Origin of the sequence: Enterobacter cloacae complex sp. ECL352, assembly GCF_020149545.1 — a bacterium.
In the GTDB taxonomy this organism is placed as follows: Bacteria; Pseudomonadota; Gammaproteobacteria; order Enterobacterales; family Enterobacteriaceae; genus Enterobacter; species Enterobacter asburiae_B.
Genome location: NZ_CP083709.1, coordinates 1,337,126 through 1,358,926 on the forward strand (window position 1 = coordinate 1,337,126; position 21,801 = coordinate 1,358,926).

22 protein-coding genes and 1 pseudogene are annotated in these 21,801 nt (G+C 58.3%); 15 read left to right on the top strand and 8 right to left on the bottom strand.

Annotation, left to right across the window (positions count from 1 at the left end):
• Position 1: 1 nt before the first annotated feature.
• Positions 2-466 (bottom strand): formate hydrogenlyase regulator HycA, encoded by a 465-nt coding sequence (gene hycA, locus LBF07_RS06545; RefSeq protein ID WP_029739532.1) that lies wholly within the window; start codon positions 464-466, stop codon positions 2-4.
• A 211-nt stretch (positions 467-677) separates the two neighbouring features.
• On the opposite strand from hycA, the gene hypA reads away from it, so the two are divergent.
• The 10 genes and pseudogenes from hypA (at position 678) to LBF07_RS06595 (ending at position 10,611) form a co-directional block, all read left to right on the top strand.
• Entirely contained in the window at positions 678-1,028 is a 351-nt protein-coding gene (gene hypA / locus LBF07_RS06550) for a hydrogenase maturation nickel metallochaperone HypA (RefSeq protein ID WP_094934799.1), read from the top strand.
• 3 nt (positions 1,029-1,031) lie between these two features.
• Positions 1,032-1,895 (top strand): hydrogenase nickel incorporation protein HypB, encoded by an 864-nt coding sequence (hypB, locus tag LBF07_RS06555; protein ID WP_094934800.1) that lies wholly within the window; start codon positions 1,032-1,034, stop codon positions 1,893-1,895.
• Positions 1,886-2,158, top strand: coding sequence for a HypC/HybG/HupF family hydrogenase formation chaperone (locus LBF07_RS06560; protein WP_023308975.1), 273 nt, complete (start codon positions 1,886-1,888; stop codon positions 2,156-2,158). The genes hypB and LBF07_RS06560 overlap by 10 nt, the downstream gene beginning before the upstream one ends.
• Positions 2,159-2,160: 2 nt before the next feature.
• Positions 2,161-3,282, top strand: a complete 1,122-nt coding sequence (gene hypD, locus LBF07_RS06565) for a hydrogenase formation protein HypD (RefSeq protein WP_094934801.1) — start codon at positions 2,161-2,163, stop codon at positions 3,280-3,282.
• Complete coding sequence (hypE, locus tag LBF07_RS06570) at positions 3,279-4,289, top strand: hydrogenase expression/formation protein HypE (RefSeq protein WP_094934802.1); 1,011 nt, start codon at positions 3,279-3,281, stop codon at positions 4,287-4,289. The genes hypD and hypE overlap by 4 nt, the downstream gene beginning before the upstream one ends.
• 63 nt (positions 4,290-4,352) lie before the next feature.
• The gene (flhA, locus tag LBF07_RS06575) at positions 4,353-6,425 is read left to right on the top strand and encodes a formate hydrogenlyase transcriptional activator FlhA (RefSeq protein WP_029739538.1); all 2,073 of its coding nucleotides are present in this window, start codon (positions 4,353-4,355) and stop codon (positions 6,423-6,425) included.
• Positions 6,426-6,578: 153 nt separating this feature from the next.
• Complete coding sequence (locus tag LBF07_RS06580; protein ID WP_094934803.1) at positions 6,579-7,577, top strand: ABC transporter substrate-binding protein; 999 nt, start codon at positions 6,579-6,581, stop codon at positions 7,575-7,577.
• A pseudogene (locus LBF07_RS06585) lies at positions 7,577-8,613 on the top strand (FecCD family ABC transporter permease). The gene LBF07_RS06580 and the pseudogene LBF07_RS06585 overlap by 1 nt, the downstream one beginning before the upstream one ends.
• A complete protein-coding gene (locus tag LBF07_RS06590; protein ID WP_094934804.1) occupies positions 8,613-9,374 on the top strand; it encodes an ABC transporter ATP-binding protein in 762 nt (253 codons plus the stop codon). The pseudogene LBF07_RS06585 and the gene LBF07_RS06590 overlap by 1 nt, the downstream one beginning before the upstream one ends.
• Before the next feature lie 16 nt (positions 9,375-9,390).
• The gene (locus LBF07_RS06595) at positions 9,391-10,611 is read left to right on the top strand and encodes an MFS transporter (RefSeq protein ID WP_094934805.1); all 1,221 of its coding nucleotides are present in this window, start codon (positions 9,391-9,393) and stop codon (positions 10,609-10,611) included.
• 5 nt (positions 10,612-10,616) lie between these two features.
• Here LBF07_RS06595 and LBF07_RS06600 read toward each other — a convergent pair whose 3' ends face one another.
• A complete protein-coding gene (locus LBF07_RS06600; protein WP_094934806.1) occupies positions 10,617-10,961 on the bottom strand; it encodes a nitrous oxide-stimulated promoter family protein in 345 nt (114 codons plus the stop codon).
• Between the two features lie 174 nt (positions 10,962-11,135).
• On the opposite strand from LBF07_RS06600, the gene LBF07_RS06605 reads away from it, so the two are divergent.
• Complete coding sequence (locus tag LBF07_RS06605; protein ID WP_023333217.1) at positions 11,136-11,366, top strand: SymE family type I addiction module toxin; 231 nt, start codon at positions 11,136-11,138, stop codon at positions 11,364-11,366.
• Positions 11,367-11,479: 113 nt separating this feature from the next.
• Positions 11,480-14,041 (top strand): DNA mismatch repair protein MutS, encoded by a 2,562-nt coding sequence (gene mutS, locus LBF07_RS06610; protein ID WP_094934807.1) that lies wholly within the window; start codon positions 11,480-11,482, stop codon positions 14,039-14,041.
• Between the two features lie 91 nt (positions 14,042-14,132).
• Here the strand turns inward: mutS and LBF07_RS06615 are convergent, their stop codons facing one another.
• The 3 genes from LBF07_RS06615 to LBF07_RS06625 are packed head-to-tail and all read right to left on the bottom strand — an operon-like array spanning position 14,133 to position 16,384.
• Positions 14,133-14,354, bottom strand: a complete 222-nt coding sequence (locus LBF07_RS06615) for a non-oxidative hydroxyarylic acid decarboxylases subunit D (protein ID WP_033146398.1) — start codon at positions 14,352-14,354, stop codon at positions 14,133-14,135.
• A 10-nt stretch (positions 14,355-14,364) separates the two neighbouring features.
• On the bottom strand, positions 14,365-15,792 hold the full coding sequence (locus tag LBF07_RS06620) for a non-oxidative hydroxyarylic acid decarboxylases subunit C (RefSeq protein ID WP_094934808.1): 1,428 nt from the start codon (positions 15,790-15,792) through the stop codon (positions 14,365-14,367).
• Entirely contained in the window at positions 15,782-16,384 is a 603-nt protein-coding gene (locus tag LBF07_RS06625; protein ID WP_008499595.1) for a non-oxidative hydroxyarylic acid decarboxylases subunit B, read from the bottom strand. The genes LBF07_RS06620 and LBF07_RS06625 overlap by 11 nt, the downstream gene beginning before the upstream one ends.
• A gap of 172 nt (positions 16,385-16,556) precedes the next feature.
• Between LBF07_RS06625 and LBF07_RS06630 the strand changes: the two genes are divergently transcribed.
• A complete protein-coding gene (locus tag LBF07_RS06630) occupies positions 16,557-16,964 on the top strand; it encodes a MarR family winged helix-turn-helix transcriptional regulator (protein ID WP_033146401.1) in 408 nt (135 codons plus the stop codon).
• Here the strand turns inward: LBF07_RS06630 and LBF07_RS06635 are convergent.
• Complete coding sequence (locus tag LBF07_RS06635; protein ID WP_094934809.1) at positions 16,961-17,848, bottom strand: LysR family transcriptional regulator; 888 nt, start codon at positions 17,846-17,848, stop codon at positions 16,961-16,963. The two genes, LBF07_RS06630 and LBF07_RS06635, sit on opposite strands and share 4 nt — an antisense overlap.
• Before the next feature lie 108 nt (positions 17,849-17,956).
• Between LBF07_RS06635 and LBF07_RS06640 the strand changes: the two genes are divergently transcribed.
• The gene (locus LBF07_RS06640) at positions 17,957-19,159 is read left to right on the top strand and encodes an MFS transporter (protein ID WP_094934810.1); all 1,203 of its coding nucleotides are present in this window, start codon (positions 17,957-17,959) and stop codon (positions 19,157-19,159) included.
• Entirely contained in the window at positions 19,156-19,533 is a 378-nt protein-coding gene (locus tag LBF07_RS06645) for a DUF4440 domain-containing protein (protein WP_094934811.1), read from the top strand. Before LBF07_RS06640 ends, LBF07_RS06645 begins: the two co-directional genes overlap by 4 nt.
• Positions 19,534-19,585: 52 nt before the next feature.
• On the opposite strand, the gene rpoS is transcribed toward LBF07_RS06645, so the two are convergent.
• Both rpoS and nlpD read right to left on the bottom strand, forming a co-directional pair.
• Positions 19,586-20,578, bottom strand: a complete 993-nt coding sequence (rpoS, locus tag LBF07_RS06650) for an RNA polymerase sigma factor RpoS (protein WP_008499600.1) — start codon at positions 20,576-20,578, stop codon at positions 19,586-19,588.
• 59 nt (positions 20,579-20,637) lie between these two features.
• Positions 20,638-21,762, bottom strand: coding sequence for a murein hydrolase activator NlpD (gene nlpD / locus LBF07_RS06655; protein ID WP_033146405.1), 1,125 nt, complete (start codon positions 21,760-21,762; stop codon positions 20,638-20,640).
• Between the last annotated feature and the right edge of the window lie 39 nt (positions 21,763-21,801).

Consider the following 21,801-nt stretch of genomic DNA (forward strand, 5'->3'; position numbering starts at 1 on the left):
GTCAGGCCACATTCGCTGAGGCGTTTCCGTCCATCAGCTGCTTCAGGTTGACCGGAAGATCGTGCTCAACGGCGGCGTACAGGCCGTTATAGACCGGCGCGATTTTTTCCAGATAGTGCTCCAGCACCTGCTGGCGATCGCGGTTGCTGACGTGGCCGTCCACCATGCCATCGGCCATCAGCTGCGCCTTCGCAATACACTGTTTTTCGCCGTCTTTTGTCTCGAGGTGGTACTCAATGGTGTGGCTGTTGAAGTTATCCGCCAGGGTAACGTTAATGGTGAAATGGCCGAACAGGACGAAGCGCATGTCGCCCTGCGCCGCGCAGCTCATCGCGTGGTGAAGACGCGCTTTCGAGAGGGTGATGCCCTGAACCAGAGAGTTGCAGTAGAGGTGCCACTGGTCCTGCAGCTGCTGATGACGCTGCGCGATGTAATCCGCTTTTTCGCTGATTTCCCAAATAGTCATAGAAGGTATCCGGTTAATGGAGATAGCGGCTGTTAAGCAGATTCCATGCCAGTTTTTATCTTGCTGATTTTAAATAGATTCAATTACAAAACCGCTGTCAACGCCGCGGTGTCGACGTGTCATTTCGACAGCGTTGACATCGTCACGCCTTAACAAAAATCAAGCTGGCACCGTTATTGCATTCAATGGCGTAATTCATTGAGGAGGCGTCATGCACGAAATCACCCTCTGCCAGCGGGCTCTGGAACTTATCGAACAGCAGGCAGTGCAAAACCACGCGAAGCGCATCACCGGCGTCTGGCTGAAGGTCGGGGCGTTTTCCTGCGTCGAGACCAGCGCCCTGAATTTCTGTTTTGAGCTGGTTTGTCGCGGCACGCTGGCGGAAGGCTGCGAGCTCCATATCGAAGAGCAGCAGGCGGAGTGCTGGTGCGAGCAGTGCCAGCAGTACGTCACCCTGCTGTCATCAAAGGTTCAGCGCTGTCCGCAGTGTCAGAGCACCGGTCTTCGCATCGTGGCGGACGACGGCATGCAGATCCAACGCCTCGAAATCGAGAAGGAGTAAAGTATGTGTAGCACCTGCGGTTGCGCCGAAGGCAACCTGTATATAGAAGGGGATGAACACCGTCCCCATTCCGCGTTTCGCTCCGCGCCCTTTTCGCCTGCCCCGCGGCCTGCTGCGGCTTTAACCGGTATCACCTTCGCCCCGCAACGCTCCGCTGCGGGCGATCTGCACTACGGCCACGGCGAAGCGGGTACCCACGCGCCGGGCATCAGCCAGCGCCAGATGCTGGAGGTGGAAATCAACGTGCTGGACAAAAATAACCAGATCGCCGCCCGCAACCGCGCGCGCTTTGCCGCCCGCAAACAGCTGGTGCTGAACCTGGTCTCCAGCCCCGGCTCCGGCAAAACCACGCTGTTAACGGAAACGCTCAAACGCCTGAACGGGCGCGTCTCCTGCGCGGTGATTGAAGGCGACCAGCAAACCGTTAACGACGCGGCGCGCATTCGCGAAACCGGCACCCCGGCGATTCAGGTCAATACCGGCAAAGGCTGCCACCTGGATGCGCAGATGATTGCCGACGCCGCCCCGCGCCTGCCGCTGGCGCATAACGGCATTCTGTTTATTGAAAACGTCGGCAATCTGGTCTGCCCGGCAAGCTTCGATCTGGGCGAACGCCACAAGGTGGCGGTGCTTTCGGTGACCGAAGGCGAAGACAAGCCGCTGAAGTACCCGCATATGTTTGCCGCCGCCTCCATCATGCTGCTGAACAAAGTCGACCTGCTGCCGTACCTGAACTTCGACGTGGATAAGTGCCTGTCCTGCGCCCGGGAAGTGAATCCCGAGATTGAGATCCTGCTGGTATCCGCCACGCGCGGCGACGGCATGGACGCCTGGCTGAACTGGCTGGAGAGTGAACGATGTGCATAGGCGTACCGGGACAAATCCATTCCATTGACGGGAACCAGGCCAAAGTGGAGGTCTGCGGCATCCTGCGCGACGTGGACCTGACGCTGGTGGGCAGCAGCGATGAAACGGGCGCATCGCGTCTCGGCCAGTGGGTGCTCGTCCACGTGGGGTTTGCCATGAGCGTGATTAACGAAGCGGAAGCCCGCGACACGCTGGATGCCCTGCAAAACATGTTCGACGTGGAGCCGGACGTGGGCGCGCTGCTGTACGGCGAGGAGCGTTAGCCATGCGTTACGTTGATGAATACCGCGCGCCGGAGCAGGTGCTGCAGCTTATCGGGCACCTGAAAACGCGCGCGTCGCTGCTGGACTACACCGCGGAAAAACCGCTGCGGATCATGGAGGTGTGCGGCGGACACACGCACGCCATCTTCAAATTTGGCCTCGACCAGCTGCTGCCAGAGAACATCGAGTTTATCCACGGCCCCGGCTGCCCGGTGTGCGTGCTGCCGATGGGGCGCATCGACAGCTGTATCGAAATTGCCAGCCAGCCCGACGTCATTTTCTGCACCTTTGGCGACGCGATGCGCGTGCCGGGGAAAAACGGCTCGCTGCTGCAGGCGAAAGCGCGCGGGGCCGACATCCGGATCGTCTATTCGCCGATGGATGCCCTGACGCTGGCGGAGGACAACCCCGCGCGCAAGGTGGTGTTTTTTGGCCTGGGGTTTGAAACCACCATGCCCGCCACCGCCATTACGCTGCAGCAGGCGAAAGCGCGCGGCGTCGGGAATTTTTTCTTCTTCTGCCAGCACATTACGCTCATTCCCACGCTGCGCAGCCTGCTGGAAGAGCCGGGAAACGGCATTGACGCCTTTCTGGCACCGGGGCATGTCAGCATGGTAATTGGCACAGACGCCTACGGTTTTATCGCTGAACAGTACAATCGTCCGTTAGTGGTCGCTGGTTTCGAACCACTTGATCTACTGCAAGGTGTCACCATGCTGGTTGAGCAGAAAATAGCGGCCCTGAGTACCGTAGAAAACCAGTACCGCCGCGTGGTACCGGATGCGGGAAATGAGCGGGCGCAGCAGGCGATAGCCGACGTGTTCAGCGTTGAGGGCGACAGCGAGTGGCGTGGTCTGGGGCTGATTGCCGAATCCGGCGTTCGCCTGACGTCAGCCTATCGCGCGTTCGACGCCGAAGCGCATTTCCGCCCGCAGCCGCAGCAGGTTTGCGACGATCCCCGGGCCCGCTGCGGCGACGTGCTCACCGGTAAATGCAAACCGCATCAATGCCCGTTATTTGGCAATACCTGTAACCCGCAAACGGCGTTTGGCGCGCTGATGGTCTCCTCCGAAGGGGCGTGTGCCGCGTGGTATCAGTATCGCAACCAGGAGAGTGAAGCATGAATACGGTTGAAATGGCGCACGGCAGCGGCGGACAGGCGATGCAGCAGCTGATTAACCGGCTGTTTATGGAAGCCTTCAACAACCCCTGGCTCGCCGAACAGGAAGACCAGGCGCGCATTGACCTCGCGACCCTCACCTCGCAGGGCGACAGGCTGGCGTTCTCCACCGACAGTTACGTGATTGACCCGCTGTTCTTCCCCGGCGGCGATATCGGCAAGCTCGCCGTCTGCGGCACGGCCAACGACGTGGCGGTCAGCGGCGCCATTCCGCGCTACCTCTCCTGCGGGTTTATCCTCGAAGAGGGGTTACCGATGGAGACGCTCACGGCAGTGGTCAACAGCATGGCGCACACCGCGCGCGAGGCGGGGATAGCTATCGTCACCGGCGATACCAAAGTGGTGCAGCGCGGCGCGGCCGACAAGCTGTTTATCAACACCGCCGGCATGGGGGCGATCCCCGCCGATATTCACTGGGCGGCACAGCATCTTAGCGTGGGCGACGTGCTGATCGTGACCGGAACGCTGGGCTGCCACGGGGCGACCATCCTAAACCTGCGCGAAGGTCTGGGGCTGGACGGGGAACTGCGCAGCGACTGCGCGGTGCTCACCCCGCTGATCCAGACGCTGAGGGGTATTCCCGGCGTGAAAGCCCTGCGGGACGCGACGCGAGGCGGCGTGAACGCCGTGGTCCACGAATTTGCAGCAAGCTGCGGGTACGGGATTGAACTCACCGAGTGTAGCCTGCCCGTGAAGCCTGCCGTTCGCGGCCTTTGCGAACTGCTGGGCCTTGACCCGCTTAACTTCGCCAACGAAGGCAAACTGGTGATTGGCGTTGAACGCGCGTCAGCGGAAGCGGTTCTTGAACAGCTGCGGGCTCATCCGTCAGGAAAAGAGGCGGCGATGATTGGTGAAGTGGTTGAGCGCAAAGGGGTGCGCCTGGCCGGGCTGTATGGCGTTAAACGGACGCTGGATCTGCCGCATGCGGAACCCTTACCCCGTATTTGCTAGAACCGCGCCAAAAGCGGTCAGCACTGAATGTCTCTTTTTTGCCAGTTTCTATTGGAAAGCAATATGCCGTATACACCGATGAGCGATCTTGGACAGCAGGGCCTGTTTGACATCACGCGCACACTTTTACAGCAGCCCGATCTCGGTGCGCTGAGCGATGCCCTGACGCGGCTGGTCAGGCAATCGGCGCTGGCGGACAGCGCCGCGATTGTGCTCTGGCATAGCGGAACGCAGCGCGCGAGCTACTACTCGACGCGTGATAATGGCAAAACGTTTGAATACGAAGACGAAACGTATCTGGCGCACGGCCCGGTGCGCCGCATACTCTCCCGGCCTGAAGTGCTGCACTGCAACTTTGCGGAATTCCGTCAGGCGTGGCCGAAGCTGGCGGAAAGCGACCTCTATCAGCCTTTCGGGCATTACTGCATGCTGCCGCTGGCGGCAGAGGGCCAGATTTTTGGCGGCTGCGAGTTTATCCGCACGACCGACCAGCCCTGGAGCGAGGCGGAATACGAGCGCCTGCATACCTTCACCCAGATTGTGGCCGTCGTCGCGGAGCAGATCCAAAGCCGCGTCACCAATAACGTCGATTACGACCTGCTGAGCCGCGAGCGCGACAACTTCCGCATTCTGGTCGCCATCACCAACGCCGTGCTCTCCCGCCTGGACATGGACGAGCTGGTCAGCGAAGTTTCGAAAGAGATCCACCACTATTTCAAAATCGACGCCATCAGCATTGCGCTGCGCGGCCATCGCAAGGGCAAGCTGAACATCTACTCCACGCACTATCTCGATGAAGCCAACCCGGCGCACGAGCAGAGCGAGGTTGACGAAGCGGGCACCCTTTCCGAGCGGGTCTTCAAGAGCAAAGAGATCCTCCTGCTCAACCTGAACGAGCAGGACCCGGTCGCGCCGTACGAGCGGATGCTGTTTAACACCTGGGGCAATAAAATTCAGACCCTGTGCCTGCTGCCGCTGATGTCCGGCAACACCATGCTGGGCGTGCTAAAGCTGGCGCAGTGCGAGGAGGGCGTGTTTACCACCGCTAACCTGAAGCTGCTGCGCCAGATTGCCGAGCGTATTTCCATCGCGCTGGATAACGCCCTCGCCTATCAGGAAATTCATCGCCTGAAAGAGCGGCTGGTGGATGAGAACCTGGCCCTGACCGAACAGCTCAACAACGTGGACAGCGAGTTTGGTGAAATCATCGGGCGCAGCGACGCCATGTACAGCGTGCTTAAGCAGGTTGAGATGGTGGCGCAAAGCGACAGCACGGTGCTGATTCTGGGCGAAACCGGCACGGGCAAAGAGCTGATAGCCCGCGCCATCCACAACCTGAGCAACCGCAACAGCCGACGGATGGTGAAGATGAACTGCGCCGCGATGCCTGCGGGACTGCTGGAAAGCGATCTGTTCGGCCACGAGCGCGGAGCATTCACCGGGGCCAGCAGCCAGCGGCTGGGCCGTTTTGAGCTGGCGGACAAAAGCTCGCTGTTCCTCGACGAAGTGGGCGATATGCCGCTTGAGCTACAGCCGAAACTGCTGCGCGTCCTGCAGGAGCAGGAGTTTGAGCGCCTGGGCAGCAACAAGCTTATTCAGACCGACGTGCGGCTGATTGCCGCCACCAACCGTGACCTGAAAAAAATGGTCGCCGACCGCGAGTTTCGCAGCGATCTTTACTATCGTCTGAACGTCTTCCCGATCTTCCTGCCGCCGCTGCGCGAGCGCCCGGAAGATATCCCCCTGCTGGTCAAAGCCTTTACCGCGAAGATCGCTCGCCGGATGGGGCGAAACATCGACAGTATTCCTGCCGAGACGTTGCGCACCCTTTCATCGATGGAATGGCCCGGCAACGTGCGCGAGCTGGAAAACGTCATCGAACGCGCGGTGCTGCTGACGCGCGGTAACGTGCTGCAACTCTCCCTGCCTGAGGTTACGCTTCCTGACGTAACCGCGCCCGCCGCCGAGACAGCGAAAGAGGGAGAAGATGAATATCAGCTCATTATGCGCGTGCTGAAAGAGACCAACGGCGTGGTCGCCGGGCCAAAAGGTGCCGCCCAGCGACTGGGGTTAAAACGCACCACCCTGCTGTCACGCATGAAGCGTCTCGGGATTGATAAAGAGAGCCTCATTTAAGACCTTATTCCGGCGGTGTTTTTCCGACACCGCCTTTTGTTCCCCTGCGTAATTGTCCCTCATTGACACAAAATCGTTTCCTCTGTATAAAATTCCGCCTTAATAATGAGTTTCATTTGCATCAATAATAATTTTAATGAAGGGTAGCGTTTCATGAAAAAGGTCATCTGCGCGTTAGGCCTGGCGATTGCGTCGGTCGGTTCTGCTCTGGCAACCACCTATCCCCTGACGATTGAAAACTGTGGCTACAAAGAGACGTTCACCAAAGCGCCGGAACGCGTCGTGGCCCTGGGCCAGAACACCGTCGAAATTTTGCTCCTGCTGGGCCTGGAAGATAAGGTGAAGGCCAGCGCCTTCTGGCCGACCAAAGTGCTGCCGCAGCTGGCGGAACAGAACGCAAAAATCAACACCCTGACGGTCGAAATCCCGACCCTTGAATCCGTTCTTGCGCAAAATCCTGACTTTGTCCCGGCGCAGTCCCCGCTGCTGCTGGGGCCTGAAAGTAAGGTCGCAAAACGCGAAGACCTGATGACCCTGGGCGTGAACAGCTACGTGTCGCCGGGCATGTGCGCGACCAAAAAAGCCACAGGCGATATGTACGGCAGCCGCCAGAAGCTGTGGGATATGACGTATCTCTATAAAGAGATTGAGGATTTCGCCAAAATCTTTAACGTTGAAGACCGCGGTCAGGCCGTTATTGCCGATTTCAAAAAACGCGAGGCCGACCTGCGTAAGGAATTCGGCAAGAGTAAAAAAGACCTTTCGTTTGTCTTCTGGTTCTCCAGTTCGTCCCCTTCTGCTGACGCCTACGTCGGCGGTAAAAATAGCCCCTCCGGGTTTATCGCCAGCCTGATGGGCGGCCATAACGCCATTACGTCCGAGACCGAATGGCCAACCGTGGGTTGGGAAAGCATTATTGCCGCCAATCCGGATGTCATTGTGGTGTCCAGCCTGGACCGCAACCGCTGGGCGCTGGATAACGCGGAAGAAAAAATCAAATTCCTGAAGAGCGATCCGGCGGTCAGCCAGCTGGACGCGGTGAAAAAAGGCCATATCGTGGTGATGGACGGCCAGGCGATGAACCCGACGATCCGTACGATTTACGGGGCTGAGCAGGTCGGCGAACAGCTCAGAAAGCTGGGGCTGAACTGATGACAACCGCCGTTCTTCAGGCCCGGCAGAGCCTGGTTCTGACGACCTCGGGTTTGCTCGCCCTGGTACTGTTATTTCTGACGATCGCGCTGAGCGTCAGCGTCGGCGAGCTGTCCATCCCGCTGGATAAGGTGTTTTACGCCATCAGCAATAAAATGGGGCTCACCGAGGTTCCGCTCACCCGCATCTATGAGAGCGTGATCTGGGACTTTCGCCTGAGCCGCGCGCTGGTGGCGGCCTGCTGCGGCGCGGGGCTGGCCATCTGCGGTGCCGTATTGCAGAGCCTGCTGAAGAACGCCCTGGCGGAACCTTACGTGCTCGGCGTGTCGGCAGGTGCCTCAACCGGGGCGGTGTCGGTCGTCGTATTGGGGATTGGCACCGGTGCGGTGTCGCTCTCTGCGGGCGCGTTTGCCGGGGCGTTCGCCGCCTTTGCGTTTGTCGCGTTTCTGACGAACGGCGCGCGCGGGGGAAATGAACGTACCATTCTGGCTGGCGTTGCCGCCTCACAGCTGTTCAACGCCATTACTGCCTACACCATCAGCACCTCCGCCAGCGCCCAGCAGGCGCGCGACGTGATGTTCTGGCTGCTGGGCAGCTTCAGCGGCGTACGCTGGCCTGAATTCCAGCTGGCGCTGGTGGTGGTGCTGACTGGATTAGCCGTTTGCCTCTACTATTCCCGGGCGCTGGATGCCTTCACGTTGGTGATGACGCTGCGGCCTCTTTAGGTATTGCCGTCCCGTGGGTGCGCCTGACGCTCTTTACCACTACCGCGCTGATTACCGCGACGATTGTCAGCATGGCGGGCTCAATCGGCTTTGTCGGGCTGGTGGTCCCGCACGTGATGCGTTTCCTGTTCGGGCCGCTGCACCGCACGCTGCTGATTGCCAGCGCGCTGGCAGGGGCGATCCTGATGGTGCTGGCTGATATCGCCTCGCGCATGCTGATTGCGCCGCAAAGCCTGCCCGTCGGCGTGGTCACCGCGCTGGTTGGCGTGCCTTTCTTTGCCGTGATTATCTACCGTTCAAGGAATAAGTGATGAGTATCTGCGCTGAAAATATTACCTGGAAAGTCGGCAAAAAGGTCATCGTTAACAACATCTCGCTGAAGGTTTCCCGGGGCGAAACGGTAGGGCTGCTTGGCCCTAACGGCTGCGGTAAATCGTCTCTTTTACGGATCCTCGCGGGGCTTCGTCGCCCGAATGCTGGCTGCGTTACCCTGGACGGCCAGGACATCTCCCGCATCGCCAAAAAGCAGCTGGCGCGCCGGGTCGCCTTCGTCGAGCAGCACGGCATGACGGACGCCAACATGCGCGTGCGGGACGTGGTGAAACTCGGGCGTATTCCGCACCACTCTGCTTTTTCCAACTGGAGCAACCACGATGACGAAACCGTCACTGCCGCCCTGCAGCGCGTGGATATGCTGGATAAAAGCGGCCAGGGCTGGCTGAGCCTCTCCGGCGGAGAGCGCCAGCGCGTGCATATTGCCCGCGCGCTGGCTCAGGCCCCAACGGAAATCCTGCTGGACGAACCGACCAACCACCTGGACATTCATCATCAGATGCAGCTGATGCAGTTGATCAGCGAATTACCGGTCACCAGCATTGTCGCTATCCACGATCTGAACCACGCCTCGATGTTCTGCGACTCGCTGATTGTGATGCAGAAAGGGCAAATTGTGGCGACGGGGACACCGCAGGACATCTTATCCGAGTCATTATTGTGGGATGTCTTCCGGGTCAAAACCAAAATTGAGATCTCGCCGTTCCATGGCAAAAAGCACATCCACTTTATCGTTTAGGGGCGAGTGAACGACGATGCCCCTTCGCCCTGCCGCCGCGCTCTGGCCGCCCGTCTTACTGGGTAGCCAGTTTGTTTTCAACATTGGCTTTTACGCCGTCGTTCCCTTCCTGGCGATATTCCTGCGCGACGACATGCTGCTCTCCGGCGGACTGATCGGGCTGATCTTGGGCCTGCGTACCTTCTCGCAACAGGGGATGTTTATCGTTGGCGGTGCGCTCTCGGACCGGTTTGGCGCGAAAGTGATTATCCTGAGCGGCTGTATTGTTCGTGTTTCAGGCTATCTGCTGCTGGCCTTCGGGGAATCCCTGTGGCCGATTATTCTGGGCGCGTGTCTGACGGGCGTTGGCGGCGCGTTATTTTCTCCCTCAATTGAGGCACTGCTGGCAAAAGCGGGCACTCACAGCGAGGCAAAAGGCAAACGCAGCCGCGCGGAGTGGTTTGCGCTCTTTGCCGTCTGCGGAGAGCTCGGCGCGGTACTGGGCCCGGCTGCTGGCGCTCTGCTCACCGGCCTCGGCTTTCGTCAGGTGGCGCTGGCGGGAGCAGGCGTCTTTATCATTGCGCTAGTGGTGCTCTACTTTTGCCTGCCTGCTGCTGGCCACCGTTCACAGACGCTGAAAATACAGCCCTGGTGGACAACGTTCCGCCAGCCGCGCTTTGTCGCCTTTATCATTGCCTACAGCTCGTGGCTGTTAAGCTATAACCAGCTTTATCTGGCGCTTCCGGTGGAAATCCAGCGTTCTGGCGGTAACGAGAAAGATCTCGGCCCGCTTTTTATGCTGGCCTCCGTTCTGATCATCACCTTACAGCTGCCGCTGGCGCGCTTCGCCCGTCGCGTGGGCGCGGTGAGAATTCTGCCGGTGGGATTTTTGCTGCTGTCAGCCGCATTTGCGAGCGTGGCGACGTTCGCCCCGATGACGCCGCCGGAAGGCTGGCTGCGCTTACTGCCTTCTGTCTGTTTTGTGACGCTGTTGACGCTGGGGCAAATGCTGCTGGTGCCCTCGGCTAAAGATCTGATCCCTCGGTTTGCGGAGGAATCCACGCTTGGCGCGCACTACGGCGCACTCGCCACCGCCGGAGGCATAGCGGTACTGGCGGGAAACCTGGTGTTTGGCAGCCTGCTGGACCGCGCGCTGGTGCCCTCAACGCAGGCGATGTACCCCTGGCTGCTGCTGGCCCTCTTCCCGCTCTGCAGCGCGCTGGCCCTGAAGATGATTTGCCGCCCGCTGAGACGCTGAACCGATCACTTTTTCGGACGGTACTTCTCCGGCAGTTCCGGCACGGGACGGCGGTCATCCATCAGATGGCGAACGGTAAGAATAGGATGACGCCATAACATACGCGGGCCTGCCCAGCGCATAACCTGCTTCATCTCTTCACGTCTGGCAGGCTGGTAGCAGTGTACGGGACACTGCTTGCAGGCCGGCTTGTCCTCACCGAAAACGCATTTATCCAGGCGCTTATCGGCATACGCGTTGAGCGCCTGATAATACCCTTCCTCCTGAGAGGCCTGTGGACACTGCTTTTCATACAACGCGATCATTTTCGCGATGGTCTCTTTTTCTCGTGAGATGCGTTTACCGGACATAGCGGATTACCGAATAATAAAGTGCATCGATAATACACCTTTCAACGCTGGATTTCAGCGGTTGCATTTCGTTTCCTGAAGGCTGATTCCAGTTTTAGCCCTGCACCGGCGAACAATCACTGGTATTTTATACAGCATCAGAAATGACCTTTGTCCGTGTTGTCTGGAGACCCTATGCAAGAGCTCACGATCGGCAAACCCTATCGCCATTTGAAAGTGGGATATTTTAGAAAGCGCCATGAAGACCGCAATACAAAGATACCGAAGCGCTACAGCGTACATGCGGCGCTGAGCTTAAAAGGTGACTGGCTTGAAAAGGCGGGGTTTACGACCCATTCCCGAGTCAGGGTGGGCGTGGAGCATGGAAAAATTGTCATCGAATTAATGGCGGAAGATGCCTCGTAAAGCCACGACATTTTTCTGCGCCGGACCTTTTTTTCATGCGACAATAGAAGGAACAAACGGCCATTGAGCCCATCAAAACGGTTTATTTTCAAAGAAATGGACATCATAACTCCATGAGCACAATCGACAATTTCGACGCACATACGCCGATGATGCAGCAGTATCTGAAGCTGAAAGCACAGCATCCGGAAATCCTGCTGTTTTACCGTATGGGCGATTTTTACGAGCTGTTTTATGACGATGCTAAGCGTGCATCGCAGCTGCTCGACATCTCGCTGACCAAACGTGGCGCATCGGCAGGCGAGCCCATTCCTATGGCAGGTATCCCGCACCACGCGGTAGAAAACTACCTGGCGAAGCTGGTGAATCAGGGCGAGTCCGTTGCCATCTGCGAACAGATCGGCGATCCGGCGACCTCAAAAGGCCCGGTGGAACGCAAAGTCGTGCGCATCGTTACGCCTGGCACCATCAGTGATGAAGCCCTGTTACAGGAGCGCCAGGATAACCTGCTGGCAGCGCTGTGGCAGGACGGTAAAGGGTTTGGCTACGCGACGCTGGATATTAGCTCCGGACGTTTTCGTCTGAGTGAACCGGCTGACCGTGAAACGATGGCCGCCGAACTGCAGCGCACCAACCCGGCAGAATTGCTCTATGCCGAAGATTTCGCCGAAATGGCGCTGATTGAAGGTCGTCGCGGGTTGCGCCGTCGTCCGCTGTGGGAATTCGAAATTGATACCGCGCGCCAGCAGCTGAATCTGCAGTTTGGCACCCGCGATCTGATTGGCTTTGGCGTGGAAAACGCACCGCGCGGGCTGTGTGCGGCCGGTTGTCTCCTGCAGTACGTGAAAGATACCCAGCGCACCGCCCTGCCGCATATCCGCTCTATCACCATGGAGCGCCAGCAGGACAGCATCATCATGGATGCCGCCACGCGCCGTAACCTGGAGATCACGCAGAACCTGGCGGGTGGCGTAGAAAATACGCTCGCGTCGGTCCTCGATAGTACGGTTACGCCAATGGGCAGCCGCATGCTGAAACGCTGGCTGCATATGCCGATCCGCAATACCGAGACGCTGGTTTGCCGTCAGCAGACGATTGCCGCGCTGCAGGATCGCTATACCGAACTGCAGCCGGTCCTGCGCCAGGTAGGCGATCTGGAGCGTATCCTTGCGCGTCTGGCACTACGAACAGCGCGACCACGCGACCTCGCGCGGATGCGTCATGCTTTCCAGCAGCTGCCGGAACTGCGCGCGCAGCTGAGTGACGTTGACAGCTCGCCGGTACAGAAACTCCGCGAAACCATGGGCGAATTTACCGAGCTTCGCGAACTGCTGGAGCGCGCCATTATCGATGCGCCTCCGGTTCTGGTGCGTGATGGCGGCGTGATTGCCCCAGGCTACAACGAGGAGCTGGACGAATGGCGCGCGCTGGCCGATGGTGCGACGGACTACCTCGATAAGCTGGAAATCCGCGAGCGCGAACGTCTTGGGCTCGACACCCTGAAAGTGGGATATAACGCGGTACACGGTTACTACATTCAGATTAGCCGCGGGCAGAGCCACCTGGCGCCGATTCACTACGTGCGTCGCCAGACGTTGAAAAACGCCGAACGCTACATCATTCCTGAACTGAAAGAGTACGAAGACAAAGTCCTCACCTCGAAAGGCAAGGCGCTGGCGCTGGAAAAACAGCTTTATGACGAGCTATTCGACATGCTGATGCCGCACCTGGGCGACCTGCAGCAGAGCGCCAGCGCGCTGGCGGAGCTGGACGTGCTGGTCAATCTGGCAGAACGCGCTGAAACGCTGAACTACACCTGCCCGACCTTTACCGATAAGCCCGGCATTCGCATCACTGAAGGCCGTCACCCGGTGGTAGAGCAGGTACTCAACGAACCGTTCATCGCCAACCCGCTAAGCCTGTCACCGCAGAGAAGAATGTTGATCATTACCGGTCCGAACATGGGCGGTAAGAGTACCTATATGCGTCAGACGGCGCTTATTGCGCTGCTCGCGTATATCGGCAGCTACGTCCCGGCGCAAAACGTGGAGATTGGCCCCATCGACCGCATCTTTACCCGCGTCGGGGCTGCGGACGATCTGGCGAGCGGACGCTCAACCTTCATGGTCGAGATGACCGAAACGGCAAACATTCTGCATAACGCGACGGAGCACAGTCTGGTGCTAATGGACGAAGTCGGACGCGGAACGTCAACCTATGATGGTCTGTCCCTGGCATGGGCCTGTGCGGAAAGCCTTGCTAATAAAATCAAGGCCATGACGCTGTTTGCCACCCATTATTTCGAACTGACGCAGCTGCCGGAGAAAATGGAAGGGGTTGCGAACGTTCATCTGGATGCGCTGGAGCACGGCGATACCATTGCCTTCATGCACACGGTGCAGGATGGCGCGGCGAGCAAGAGCTATGGCCTGGCCGTCGCGGCGCTGGCAGGTGTGCCGAAAGAGGTGATCAAGCGCGCGCGTCAGAAACTGCGTGAACTGGAAAGCCTGTCACCGAATGCGGCGGCGACGCAGATTGATGGTACGCAGATGTCGCTGTTGGTGCCTGCGGAAGAGACGTCGCCTGCGGTGGAAGCGCTGGAGAACCTCGACCCGGATTCACTGACGCCGCGTCAGGCGCTGGAGTGGATTTACAGGTTGAAGAGTCTGGTTTAGTTTTCTGCGGTCTGTTTTGTCGGGTGGCGGCTTCGCCTTACCCGACCTACAAAACCGTAGGCCCGGTAAGCGCAGCGCCACCGGACTTTTTTTACAGCAGCGGCGGGATCGTCGGCACCTGCGGCGCCTCGTCAATATCCTTCTGCGTCATGCGGAACGCTTCCGGGTAATGCTCGCGGCTGGTACGGCGCAGCGGTTCAGTATTACGCCAGGTATACAAACAATGCTGGCACTGGTAAACGGTCCAGACCCCTTTTACCGGCGACGTCGCCATCACTTCAATATGCTCATCGGCACAACGTGGACAAATCATCTTTTCCTCCTTATTGGCGTGCTGCCAGCATCGCGGTCAGTTTTTCAGCCCAGGCTTTGGTTTCAGGCAGATCCTGTACCGGCTGGCTGTAGTGGCCCCGGGTGTCCGGCGCGACAGGCGTGGTGGCATCGATAATCAGTTTGTCGGTAATGCCCGCCGGGCTGGAGCCAGGATCGAGTTCAAGGACCGACATGTTCGGCAGTTGCACCAGATCCCCTGCCGGGTTCACTTTCGACGACAGCGCCCACATCACCTGCGGAAGGTTGAACGGATCGACATCCTCATCCACCATAATTACCATCTTCACGTAGCCCAGACCGTGCGGCGTGGTCATGGCGCGTAAACCCACCGCGCGGGCAAAACCGCCGTAGCGTTTTTTGGTGGAGATAATCGCCAGCAGACCATGGGTGTACATCGCGTTCACCGCCTGCACTTCCGGGAATTCCGCTTTCAGCTGCTGGTAGAGCGGCACGCAGGTGGCCGGTCCCATCAGATAGTCAATCTCGGTCCACGGCATGCCGAGGTAAAGGGATTCGAAAATCGGCCTGGTGCGGGAAGAGACTTTGTCGATACGGACCACCGTCATGTTACGGCCACCGGAATAGTGTCCGGTAAACTCGCCGAATGGCCCCTCGATTTCACGCTTGCGGCCTTCAATCACCCCTTCCAGGATCACTTCAGACCCCCACGGCACATCGAAGCCGGTCAGCGGCGCGGTGGCAATCGGGTACGGGCTTTCACGCAGCGCGCCGGCCATTTCATACTCGGACTGATCGTATTTCAGCGGCGTGGCGCCCATCAGGGTGATGATCGGGTCGTTGCCCAGCGTAATCGCAATCGGCAGGTCTTCACCGCGCTCTTCCGCCTTCTGCAGATGCAGGGCGATATCGTGCATCGGAACAGGCTGCAGGCCGAGCTTGCGCTTGCCCTTCACTTCCATGCGGTAGATCCCGACGTTCTGCTTGCCGAAGTTGTCCGGGTCGAGCGGATCGCGCGAGACAACGCACGCTTTATCGAGATAAAAACCGCCGTCACCGTCGTTCAGGCGAAACAGCGGCAGGATATCGAACAGGTTAATATCTTCACCGTCCACCGTATTCTGCGCCCAGGCCGGGTTGGCGCGGCGCTCCGGCGTGACGGGAAATTTATCCCAGCGGCGGATAAATTCGTCGATCTGTTTTTTTACCGGAGTGTTCGCAGGGAGCCCCATCGAAATGGCGTGGTTCTGCCAGGAGCCGATGGTGTTCATCACCACGCGGGCATCGGTAAAGCCACGAATGTTGTCGAACCACAGCGCGGGAGCGCCGTCGCCAATGCGGCCGGTCGCGTTGGCTGCCGCCGCGAGATCGGGCTCGGCGTTAACCTCTTCCTCAATTTTCAGCAGCTGCCCTTGCTCATCGAGCGCCTGCAGGAAGCTTCTCAAATCATCAAATGCCATCTTTATTCTCCTGTGAAAAATGTTTCGCCTCCCGCAGCCCGTTCCAGCGGCGCGCCTTTTTATGCTCCAGCCCGAACTGATCGAGCACGCGGGTCACGATGTGCTGGGTAATGTCATCTGCGGTTTGTGGGTGGTTGTAATACGCAGGCATGGGCGGCACCATCGCCACGCCCATGCGGGAAAGTGCGAGCATGTTCTCAAGATGAATGGTGCTGAGCGGTGTTTCACGCGGAACCAGCACCAGCTTGCGCCCCTCTTTTAGCACCACGTCAGCCGCGCGTCCCACCAGCCCTTCGGCGTAGCCCGCGCGGATCCCCGCCAGCGTTTTCATGCTGCAGGGAATGACGATCATGCCGTCGGTACGAAACGAGCCGGAGGAGATGGTGGCGGCCTGGTCAGCCGGACTGTGGACAACGTCAGCCAGGGCAGCAACGTCCTGCGCGGTGTAGGGCGTTTCCAGCTCAATGGTGGTTTTTGCCCACTTAGACATGACCAGATGCGTCTCCACCTCCGGCATTTCCCGCAGCGCCTGCAGCAGCGCCACGCCCAGCGGTGCGCCCGTTGCCCCCGTCATTCCCACTATCAATCTCATTCATCACCTCAATATTTTGTTCGTGTACGAACATTATAAATAAGCTACTCCAGGATCGTTTACCTGACAAGATCGTTCGCATACGATCACACGAATGGCTAAAAGATGCCGCGTTAAAATTGAGAGCAATAGCGGCTATCATAGGGGAGAGATTTTTTCCGTCGGAGTGTTCATGGAACTAAGACAAGAGGCGTTCCACCTGTTACGTCAGCTTTTTCAACAGCATACCGCGCAGTGGCAACATGCCTTACCGGAACTGACCAAGCCACAGTATGCGGTGATGCGCTCTATTGCCGAGCATCCGGGTATTGAACAGGTGGCGTTGACCGAAGTGGCGGTCAGCACGAAAGCGACCCTGGCGGAGATGCTCAGCCGCATGGAGGCGCGCGGGCTGGTGAAACGCGAGCACGATCCGGCTGACAAGCGCCGCCGGTTTGTCTTCCTGACCCCAGAAGGTGAAGCCCTGCTTGCAGGCTGTAAACCGCTTGGCAACGAGGTGGATGAGGCGTTTTTAGGACGTCTTAACAAGGCCGAGCGGGAGCAGTTCTCTGCGCTCATCAAAAAGATGATGCACGATTAATTCACGCTGGTGCGCATAAAATCGATAAACGTGCGCACCTTCGCCGTCACGTGCCGGGCATCGGGATAAACCGCATAGATGCCCTGCTGCGCAAAGGTATATCCCGGTAAAACCGGGACCAGTTTTCCCGCATCAAGCGCATCGCGCGCCAGCCATTCCGGCAGTAACGCCACGCCTCCGCCAGCAAGTGCAAAGGCCATAAGAGCCTGTGCGCTGTCGGCAAACAGGCGCGGCGCTTTTTTTATCTCCAGCGTTTCGGGCGCACCGCTGGCATCCTTCACCTGCCAGCGCAGCGGCGAGGCCAGGCGCTCGTGAATAATCCAGTCGGCGTTGGCAAGGTGCGCAAGCGTTTCGATCGGATGGTTAACGAGCCACACGGGCGTCGCGACGGGGAGAATGGAGAAGTGCGAAATCAGCGCGGCGTGGTTGCGCGAATCGGCAAGCGTTCCCAGCCGGATAGCTACGTCAAAGCGCTCCGAGATAAGGTCGGCGTGCAGGGAGGACGAAACGTGCCGCACGCGAAGATCCGGGTGTTGCTGGCTAAACCTGGCCAGCAGCGGCACCACCACCTGTGAGCCATACTCGGGCGTCGTCGTGATCCGCAGTTCGCCAGTGAGCCCCGCATGATTCGCGCGGACATCATCCTGCAGCCGTTCCGCATCCTTCAGAAGCGCCACGCTGCGTTGATGAAAGAGCGCGCCCGCCTCGGTTAACGTCAGACGGCGGGTGGAGCGCAGCAGCAGCGTAACGCCCAGCTCATCTTCAAGCTGGCGAATATTGAAGCTGACCACGGCTTTTGTCAGCCCCATTGCCTCGGCTGCGGCAGTGAAACTGCCGGTATCGGCCACCGCGACAAACATCTGCGCCCGCTGCAGGTTAATCATCATCACGCCCTTTACTGTCAAAATATTTTTGACAGTATATCGCGCTTTGCCAGGTTTATCCGTTCTTCCCGGATCGATACGATACGCCACCTCACCGGAGGATCCACCATGACGTATCGCAGCAAAGTCGCCGTTGTTTATCTGCTGGGCTTTTTTCTTGATTTGATCAACATGTTCATTGCCAGCGTCGCCTTCCCGGCAATGGCTCACGCCTTTAACACCACGCCTTCAGCCCTTGCCTGGGTCAGTAACGGGTACATTGCCGGCCTGACGCTGGTGATCCCGTTTAGCAGCGTGCTCACGCGACGAATCGGACCTAAGCGCGTCATCCTGCTCTCGCTTTTTCTGTTCAGCGCTGCCTCCGCTGCGGCGGGCCTGTCTGCAACGCTTGAAAGTCTGATCGCCTGGCGAGTGCTTCAGGGCGTGGGAGGAGGCTTACTGACCCCCGTCGGACAGGCGCTGACCTGGCAACAGTTTAAGCCTCACGAGCGGGCCCGACTCTCCTCGGCGGTGATGCTGGTGGCGTTGCTTGCCCCGGCCTGCTCTCCTGCTATCGGAGGACTGCTGGTGCAGACGCTCAGCTGGCGATGGATATTTTTCGCCACGCTACCGGTCGCTATCGTGACCTTTGTTTTGGCCTGCCTGTGGCTTAAACACGAAATGCCCGCGATGAAAGCGGCCAGACTGCTAAACCTGTCGTTGCTCGCGGACCCGCTTTTGCGTTTTTCCATGCTCGTTTATATCTGCGTACCCGGCATGTTTATTGGGGTGAACGTCACGGGCATGTTTTATCTTCAGCACGTGGCGAACATGAGCCCAGCCGCAACGGGGATGCTCATGCTGCCGTGGTCCGTGGCATCGTTTATCGCCATCACGGCAACGGGACGCTATTTTAACCGTATCGGCCCCCGACCGCTGATCGTCATCGGCTGCCTGCTGCAGGCGACGGGTATTCTGCTTTTGATTAACGTCAGTTCGGCTACGCTGCTGCCTGCCATTGCGTTTACCTTAATGGGCGCGGGGGGAAGCCTGTGCAGCAGTACGGCTCAGAGCAGCGCTTTTCTGACGACGCGCCGGGAAGAGATGCCGGATGCCAGCGCGCTGTGGAATCTTAATCGGCAGCTGAGCTTTTTTGCCGGTGCCCTGCTGCTGGCGCAGGCGCTGAGCCTGGCGCAGACCTGGCTGACACCGCTCGCCGCATGGCACGGAATGTTTATTTTTGCCGCAGGCATGACCTTGCTGCCTGTACCGTACGTTTTTCGTCTCAACAATACGCAGGTGCTCACCCAGCTGCGACAGGAGAATTCATGACGCCTTTCGAACACGACATTATCGACCTCCACATTGCGCTTGAAGACTGGTTAGGCAAAGGTGAAGGTGATTCCGACGCCCTGCTCGCCCGCTTCAGCCCGGATTTTCTGATGATCCCGCCGGGCGGCGTTCAGATCGACTATATCGGTCTTGCCAGTTTTCTGGAAAACCAGCGCGGAAGCCGTCCAGGACTGAAGATCGTCATTGACGAATTGTCCACGATCCAGCGCTGGGATCGTGGCGCGGTGCTCCACTACCGGGAGACGCAAACCCGGCCGGACCTGCCCGCCAACGTGCGCTGGTCAACCGCGGTGCTCAATCAGGAAGGCGATCGGATAGTGTGGCGTCTGCTGCACGAAACGGCTAAGCCGTAGCGCAAAAGAAAAAGGCCCGTCTCACGACGGGCCTTTTTTGACGAAAGGTTGCTTATTCGCGGAACAGCGCTTCGATGTTCAGACCTTGCCCCTGCAGGATTTCACGCAGGCGGCGCAGACCTTCAACCTGAATCTGACGAACACGTTCACGGGTCAGGCCAATTTCGCGGCCGACGTCTTCCAGTGTCGCAGCTTCATACCCCAGTAAACCGAAACGACGTGCCAGCACTTCACGCTGTTTGGCGTTCAGCTCGAACAGCCATTTGACGATGCTCTGCTTCATGTCATCGTCCTGCGTGGTGTCTTCCGGACCGTTGTCTTTTTCATCGGCCAGGATGTCCAGCAGCGCTTTTTCGGAGTCGCCACCCAGCGGGGTGTCAACGGAGGTAATGCGCTCGTTGAGACGCAGCATACGGCTTACGTCATCAACCGGTTTATCGAGTTGTTCGGCAATTTCTTCTGCGCTTGGCTCGTGGTCCAGTTTATGGGACAACTCGCGCGCGGTGCGCAGATAAACGTTCAACTCTTTGACGATGTGAATCGGCAGGCGGATCGTACGGGTCTGGTTCATAATAGCCCGTTCGATGGTCTGACGAATCCACCAGGTCGCGTAGGTTGAGAAACGGAACCCGCGTTCCGGGTCAAACTTCTCAACTGCGCGGATGAGACCTAAGTTGCCCTCTTCAATCAGATCCAGCAGAGCCAGACCACGATTGCCATAACGGCGGGCAATTTTCACGACCAGTCGCAGGTTACTTTCAATCATGCGACGACGCGAGGCGACATCACCACGCAAAGCACGACGTGCGAAATAGACTTCTTCTTCGGCCGTTAACAGTGGGGAGTAACCAATCTCCCCAAGGTAAAGCTGAGTCGCGTCCAGTACACGCTGTGTGGCGCCCTGCGATAACAGCTCTTCTTCAGCCAAATCGTTATCACTGGGTTCCTCTTCTACTAAGGCTTTTTCGTCAAAAGCCTCTACTCCGTTCTCATCAAATTCCGCGTCTTCATTTAAATCATGAACTTTCAGCGTATTCTGACTCATAAGGTGGCTCCTACCCGTGATCCCTGAACGAGACACCCTGGCTGGCATGCCCCGTCAAATTATCGCTGCGGCAAATACTGCAGCGGGTTTACGGATTTCCCCTTGTAACGAATTTCAAAATGCAAGCGTGTAGAACTGGTTCCGGTGCTACCCATGGTAGCGATTTTTTGCCCCGCCTTAACTTCTTGTTGTTCCCGGACCAGCATTGTGTCGTTATGGGCGTAGGCACTCAGGTAATCATCGTTATGTTTGATGATAATAAGATTACCGTAACCGCGCAGAGCGTTACCGGCATACACAACGCGCCCGTCTGCGGTCGCGATGATAGCCTGTCCTTTACTCCCTGCGATATCGATCCCTTTATTTCCCCCCTCGGAGGAAGAGAAGTTCTCGATAACCTTGCCGTCAGTTGGCCAGCGCCATGCAGAGATTGGCGAACTGGAGGTCATACTGCTGGCAGTCGGTTCAGTAGAGCTAACCACAGGTGCCGTCACCGGTGCTGTGACAACAGTCGCAGTCCCTTTATTATTCGGCAACATTTTGTTAGCAGTCTGATCACCTGAATCCTCAGAATACGTAATTACAGGTTGTGAAGCAACCACCGTGGTGGATTTTTGTGCAGGCTTAACGCTGTTATTTTGAGCCGTCACATCGGCCGCTGAAACGGTGTTGCCAGGCGTAAGCGGCGTGCCCGTCGCGTTGCCAACCTGGAGCGTTTGCCCAACTTCCAGACCGTATGGGGCCTGGACGTTATTGCGCTGCGCGAGGTCACGGAAATCGTTCCCGGTGATCCACGCAATGTAGAACAGCGTATCCCCGCGTTTCACGGTATAGGTGCTGCCACCGGTATAGCTGCCTTTCGGAATGTTCCCATACTGACGGTTATAGACTATGCGGCCATTCTGGGTCTGAACAGGCTGTTCCACTGGCTGAATCTGCGTCGGCTGCGTCATTGGACGCTGAACCGGCTGGATTGGCGGATTTTGTTGCGCCGTAGAGGTACCCATTTTAGGCGGAGGAGTGATCAACATTCCGCCGGACGTGTTACCCGAGCCGCTGTTTCCGCCGACAGAACTGACGGGCGCAGGCGCGTTATTAGAACTTGTACAGCCTGCCAGCCAGAGCGAAACCAGTGATAATGCCGCAACACGGCTGATGGTGAATTTAGGGCTTCCCGCGCTCATTTATCCCCCAGGAATGTGTTAACTACCAGTGACTTAAAA